At 59.2% G+C, this 6,532-nt stretch carries 4 protein-coding genes and 1 pseudogene; 3 read left to right on the forward strand and 2 right to left on the reverse strand.

Translation table 11 applies throughout. From position 1 onward, the window contains the following. Window positions 1–438 precede the first annotated feature (438 nt). Both AC1D0N_RS31675 and AC1D0N_RS31680 read right to left on the reverse strand, forming a co-directional pair. Window positions 439–831, reverse strand: coding sequence for a response regulator (locus tag AC1D0N_RS31675; protein WP_477250546.1), 393 nt, complete (start codon window positions 829–831; stop codon window positions 439–441). 79 nt (window positions 832–910) lie between these two features. Then, window positions 911–1,951: a sensor histidine kinase gene (locus tag AC1D0N_RS31680; protein ID WP_477250541.1), complete on the reverse strand. Its 1,041-nt coding sequence runs from the start codon at window positions 1,949–1,951 to the stop codon at window positions 911–913. Window positions 1,952–2,274: 323 nt separating this feature from the next. On the opposite strand from AC1D0N_RS31680, the gene AC1D0N_RS31685 reads away from it, so the two are divergent. The 3 genes and pseudogenes from AC1D0N_RS31685 to AC1D0N_RS31695 form a co-directional block, all read left to right on the forward strand. Then, window positions 2,275–3,645 (forward strand): HlyD family secretion protein, encoded by a 1,371-nt coding sequence (locus AC1D0N_RS31685; protein ID WP_477250542.1) that lies wholly within the window; start codon window positions 2,275–2,277, stop codon window positions 3,643–3,645. Between the two features lie 24 nt (window positions 3,646–3,669). Next, the gene (locus AC1D0N_RS31690; protein WP_477250544.1) at window positions 3,670–5,628 is read left to right on the forward strand and encodes a glycosyltransferase; all 1,959 of its coding nucleotides are present in this window, start codon (window positions 3,670–3,672) and stop codon (window positions 5,626–5,628) included. 750 nt (window positions 5,629–6,378) lie between these two features. After that, window positions 6,379–6,532: pseudogene (locus tag AC1D0N_RS31695) on the forward strand (IS110 family transposase); the annotation flags it as partial.

The following is a 6,532-nucleotide window of genomic DNA, read 5'->3' on the forward strand; positions in this document are numbered from 1 at the left end:
TTATGTGCACGTTGCCGTGGCGCCGGTCGTCACGCACACCAGTCCCGTCGGAATCAACGCTACAGGCTCTGCGACCTGGCCCGGAAGCCGCTTCCACGACATGCCCACCGCGTCCTATGCGGAAGTTCGCGACAGGCGCTGGCACACCCCGAGGCACAAATCCCCATAGGCAATCGTCCGCGGCCCGCGGGTTCCTGCATGAGAGACTTTCGTACGCCTGACGGCACCCGAAACCCTTCAGCATRTCGGCCGTAGTGACCAATTTTGCGGTCGCCCAAAAGCAGACAGCTAAACGACCACCTTGGAGTTCGCTCTGCGCCAGGGTCAGAGCACAGTCAGGGGTGTCAGGTGAGGTCGGGATGCTGTTGATTCAGGAGCGTCGACAAAGCCGGTGAGGCCGGACTCTAGTGTTGAAAGAATGCGTCAGACGATCAGCGACTAGAGGTTTGGACGCATCTCGATCGGCGACAGCAGTCGGCGTATCTGTTCGACAATCGTGCCGTCGTTATAGGGCTTGGAGACAAAGTGACTACCCTGGGGCAGCCGGCTCTGTTCGATGATCGACCTGCCGGAAACGACGATCAGCTTGACCGGCGGCCATCGGTTTCGGATGTAGTGGGCCAATTTGATTCCATCCATCGTGCCGGGCATGCCAACGTCTGTGAAAACCAGGACGATGTCCGTTCGTGCCTCCAGCAGCCGAATTGCTTCCTCCGCATTGCTGGCCTCAAGCGCCTCGTAACCGGCATGGACGACGAGGTCGACGGCCCCCATCCTGATGATGGCGCTGTCTTCGACGATCAGAATGACGGCCTTGCGGTCTACCGTGATGTCTCCAGCCTGCGCGGCACCAAGTTTCGCATTGGGCAACGGTTGCCCCGCGCCTGCGGATTTTGGGGTGGTCATCTGGCTATGCTGCCGCCGGTACGTCGGCGATGCCGTGGGCAAGGTGGGTAACCGTTACGAGAGTTCCGGGATTTGCGTCGGTGACGCTGATGTCGCTTTGCAAGTTCCGGGCAAGCGCCTCTACGATACCGGTGCCAAGCCCGGCCTTTGGGGCACTGTCGCCCATGCCGATCCCGTCGTCGCGAACTGACAGGTTCCAATCCTGCCCTTGCGCACGATAGTCGACCGAAATCTTGCCGGACCGGTCCTGCGGAAATGCGTGCTTCAGTGCGTTAATAACCAGTTCGGTAACTATCAGCCCCAAGCTGATCGAAATGTCGGACCTCACGACGCTGTCGTCGACGGAAACGACGATTGAAAGCCGGTCCCTGTCAGAAATCATCGACGCGCCAAGGCTTTCACTCAACTGCGTAAAATAGGTCCGCAGCGAAACGTTTTCCGCGCCTGACCGGGCGAGGTGCCGCTGCACGGCCGCGATCGACATGACCCTGTTATGGGCGTCACGCAGGTGGCCCCGAGCCTCTTCGGACTGGACCCTGCGCGCACTCTGCATCAGCACGCTCGCGATAATCTGCAAGCTGTTGGCGACCCGGTGCTGCACTTCCTGCATCAGTATTGCCTTGTCCCGAATAAGATCGTCCTTTTGACGGGCGTCCGCGCGAGCATCCGTGACATCGGCTACGGCCACTAGGAGGCGGATTCGGTCAGGATCACCGTCTTCGAGCACGCGCGCATTCACGACCAACTGGCGGGTCTTTTGGCCCGCCCGCCTCAGGTCGATCTCGTAGGCTTCGATCTTGGCGCTGCCGGCGGCGGTTGCCTTGAGCAATGAGTTCAGCTTCGGCATGTCCCATTCGCCTGCGCCAATCTCCGAGAGCAATTTGCCTGAGACCGTTGCGGGATCGATCTGAAAGGTCCGGCAAAACGAAGCACTAACAACAATGACCCTGAGGTCATCGGTCAGGAACAGAAGCGGCTCGTTCGATGAAACGACCACTGCGAGCGTGCTCGCGGCTTCCAGATGGGATGCTGAAACGGATGCCATGAACAGGCCCTCAAGGGCCGAAAGCTCGCGAAGCGAGCCATCACTCGGCAGGAACGTCGACCGGAATTCATGCCCGGTCGAAAAACATGAACCACCCTATCACATTGTGGGTCGTTCGCTATGTAATTTAACCGGCGGCCAACGGCGCAACTACTTCGTTGGCATACAGGGGGCCGCTAAATAAGAAAAATGAATCAATTTCCTTGTAAAAATTCATCAATCATAAGTTAAATTAGGATATTTCTGAAATATGCCTTGAGTAATGAGCTCGGCAAATACGCTCTCTAATCAACAAGATAGGGGCCGCTTCGGTGGCGAGGCCAATGAACGCTCATGCGCGCGCCGACAAGTCGGCATCTGACCAGCTCACTGGTCCAGATGCGAAGCCCGTTGAGCTGGAAAGCAAAACCCTGGCGACTCCCGCGGGCGCGGTCGAGCTACAGTCTCTGCTGGGCAGGCACTTCCGCGACAACGGCGACGACGCTGTCGCAGTACCCGCGGCGGCCCTGCCGGCGGCATCGAACTGGACGTCTCGCCTTGTCAAAAGCGCCGTCGGCCTGGCGTTGGTGGTAGCGGCCGGATGGATGCCGGTGCAGCGCCTCTTCCAGATTTCGAGCGTAGAGGCTGTCGTAAACGCCCGGCTCGTCACCGTGCGAGCGCCAATCGACGGAATTGTCCGACTCGATACCCGACATACGGGCCTTGGTGAGACGATAGATCTCGGCGACCCGCTGGTGACAGTTACGAACCCCCGTGCGGACCGTAGCCGCCTGGAGGCTGCAAGCGACGAACTCAGCAACGCCGAACAGGAACGTCAAGCTCTCTCCTTGAAACTGCTGAACCTCAAAGGCATTCGCGAGAGCCTGCGCACACAACTTGCAGCGTTTCATTCGAACCGTCTTCTCCAGCTTGATGCTCAGAACACTGAAGCCGATGCGGGCATTCAGGCATCAGTCGCCGAGCTGGCCAGAGCGGACGCGATCCGCTCCAGGCAGGCAACGCTTTCACAATCGGGGTCGGTCGCACAATCACGAATAGACGATGCCGAGCGTGACGCAAGGGTTGCTGTGGCCGCGGTTGCGGCGGCGCGCGCCCGTCGCGCGGTCCTAGTGGTCGAACGCGATGCCCTCAATGCAGGAACCTACCTTGGCGACGCCTACAACGACCAGCCGCGCTCGGCGCAACGCCTCGACGAGGTGGAACAGACCATCGCGGGCCTCGACGCCGATATGGTTCGGCTCGCCACGCGCATGAACCGTGCGGAAGATGCAATTAGCGACGAGGAGCAAAGCCTCGCTATGAACGTCCAAGCTCGGCTCATGGCTCCGGTCGATGGCACAGTCTGGGAGGTTCTTACCGCTCCGGGGGAGCAGGTAACGGCAGGTCAACCACTGTTCAGCCTTTTGAATTGCTCGGATGCGATCGTCACGGCGACCGTCAGCGAAGCCGTGTACAACACCCTGAGCGTCGGCATGCCAGCGACATTCACCTATAGGCAAGGCGGCGCGGCACTGGCTGGCAAGGTCGTGCAGCTCAGCGGCGTTGCATCTGCCTCGTCGCACTTCGCGATCATGCCATCCGCCTTGACAAAAGAATCCTACCGGGTGGCAATATCGGTCAGCAAGCTGGCCTCCGACGGTTCATGTCCTGTAGGGCGCACGGGTCGTGTCGTGTTCGAGCCAGCGGCGAGCTGACGGTACGATGGCGGTAGGCCACCCATGAACCCGATGATCTCTGTCTTAGCCGAAGGGCTGACACCGGCTCTTATCGCACTAGGCGGACTTCTGCTACTGCTGCCCTTGATCGATCGCGAGTCGCAATGGCGGGCCGTGCCGATCGTCATCGTGATAGTGCTGACGCTGCGCTATCTGATGTGGCGCGCAACCATGACGATCCCGTCGACGAGTGAACCCGCCGACTTCGTCGCCGGTTGGCTGTTCTTCGCTCTCGAATGTGCTGCCGCAATCGGATCGATCCTCTCATATATCACACTGACACGCATCAAGGACCGCTCACCGCAAGCCGACGCCAACACCGAATGGTTGCTTTCACGCGAGAAGGCGCCGTTGATTGACGTGTTCATCTGCACCTACAACGAGGAGCGCGATATCCTCGAACGCACTATGCTCGGCGCCATCGGCATATCCTATCCCAATTTTCGCGTCTGGGTTCTCGATGACGGACGGCGCGCGTGGCTTGCCGAACTCGCGACAGAGCTGAAGTGCAACTATCTGAGCAGGCCGGACCATGCGCACGCGAAAGCTGGGAACATCAACCACGCGCTGCGGCACGTTTGTGGGCTCGACACTCCGCCGGATTTCGTCTCCATCCTGGACGCCGATTTCGTTCCGACATCGGCGTTTCTCTCGCGTGCGCTCACGCTGTTTCGAGAAGAGGATGTCGGCATCGTTCAGACACCACAGCATTTCATAAATCCGGATCCGATTCAGGCCAATCTGCAGGCCTCCGATGCCTGGCCGGACGAGCAGCGCTACTTCTTCGACGTCCTGATGCCGGCGAAGGACGCATGGGGAACCGCATTCTGTTGCGGCACCTCCTCGGTGATACGCATGCAGGCTTTGGCCGAGGTCGGAGGCTTTGCCACCGAGTCGGTTACCGAGGACTATCTGTTGACCTTGCGGCTAAAGCGCCATGGGTATCGTACGGTCTATCTCAATGAACGCCTTTCGCTCGGACTGGCTCCTGAGGGAATCAAGGAATACATCACCCAGCGTAGCCGCTGGTGTCTCGGCTTCATGCAGATCATCCGCGGCGCAGATGGGCCGTTCAAGCGCAGCAACGGCTTACATTTCCTCGATCGCATGAGCCTCATCGAGAGCCTGCTTCACTGGACGGCCTCCTATCTGTTTCGGATTGCCGGCCTGGTGATCCCGATCCTCTACCTGCTCTTCGACGTCCAGGCCGTGAATGTTGGAACCGCTGACGGCATCGCGCACTTCGTTCCTTACTATCTTGCCCAGGTCGGCGTGATGGCATGGCTCTCGGGACAACGGGTGCTTCCGGTGATGTCCGACGTGTCACAGCTCCTTGCCGCGCGCGAGGTCCTGTCGGCAGCTGCGATTGGGCTCTTCCGACCAAAGGGGCAAAGATTCAAGGTCACGGCCAAGGGAGGAGATCGAAGCGAGACGGTGATCCAATGGCGGATGCTAATCCCATTCAGTGTGCTGCTCTGCCTGACCATCCTCGGTATTCTTGTTTCCTTCAGCGGCGACGGACCACTGCAGGATTCCAGCGTCGTTGCACTCTATTGGTGCTGGTACAATATGGTGATCCTAATCTCCACCATTGCCGTCTGCATCGAGCGGCCGCGACTGCGGCGCAACGAGCGGCTTCGCAGTGCACTGCCCGTTATCGTGACGATCGGTGCCCGGTCTCATGTGTATCAGACTGCGGACATTTCGCTGGGTGGAATGCGGCTGGTGGGCATGGTGCACGCACCGATTGGTACGGAAGTAGGGGTTCAGATTGGTGGTGCTCGGCTCAATGGACGCATCGTCAGGAGCTCTGGCCACGATTTCGCGGTCGAGGTCGATCGCAGCATCGGTGCTCGCGCCGCAATGGTCCGGCAAGTCTATTCGGGAGGCTTCGTATCGAGCGTGGGCCGTGTGCGACCGCGTCAGGTCGCCGGCAAGGTTCTGGCGCGACTTTTCAAGTGAGACGCGCTTGCGGCATTTAGCTCTCGCTATCATGGATGCTGCTCGACGCTGATGACCCCGCCAACACGCATCCTAGTAACGAGTGCGATGGCCAATTCGATTATTGGCTTAGGCCCCCGAAGCAACTCGTGCGATCGCTGGTTTTGCGGACATTCCAAACATGCACACGATTTCCGTACAGAAGCGGCCTTTGGGTTAATTGCTATCCGATGTTCACCCTGTGCGATGCCGGAAAATGGTCGTCTCCCGGACAGAAGTGCGGCTATTTTCCGTCCTAGGTAGCGGCGTCGGAGGGGATGTTTAGCGAGACCCAACCGGACTCTTGAGTTCCTTAGCTTTGTTAGCTTGTTGACAGACCGATCCAATGTGCCCCCAACCAACCCATGAAGTTCACATCCAAAGCGCCGTCATCAGAGGAATTGTCACCGTGCCGCCGACTATGGTCCTAGGCGATGGATGGTCGAGCGACGAAGGCAGCAGATTCACTGTTCTGGTGGCGGTATGAAACCATGGTGAATGTGTTTGAAGGAGAGTGACAGGAGCGGCTGCTACCCGCTTTCGCCTCCGAAAGCCGCCGGTCCGCTTCCGACCCCAAAAGCTGTCAGTCTGAAAAGCGCCTCAATGTCGACCGTTGAGGTCAGCTTTGCCACCGCCTGAAAGCAGATGATGTGGATGGCTCCCGCTCCCGGCATCTGAGTGCCAAAGTGTGGATGCTGTCAAAGCGACCACGAGCCAAGGGAGCCACCCGTCATGGAGATTATCACGATCGGCCTGGATTTGGCCAAAAGCGTTTTTCAGGTTCACTGTGTTGATGCAGTGGGCGATGTTGTCGTCCGCAAGCCGCTGCGCCGCCGGCAGGTACTGCCCTTCTTCGCGAAGCTGTCGCCCTGTCTGATCGGCATGG

Source organism: Mesorhizobium sp. P2_E10 (assembly GCF_056404235.1).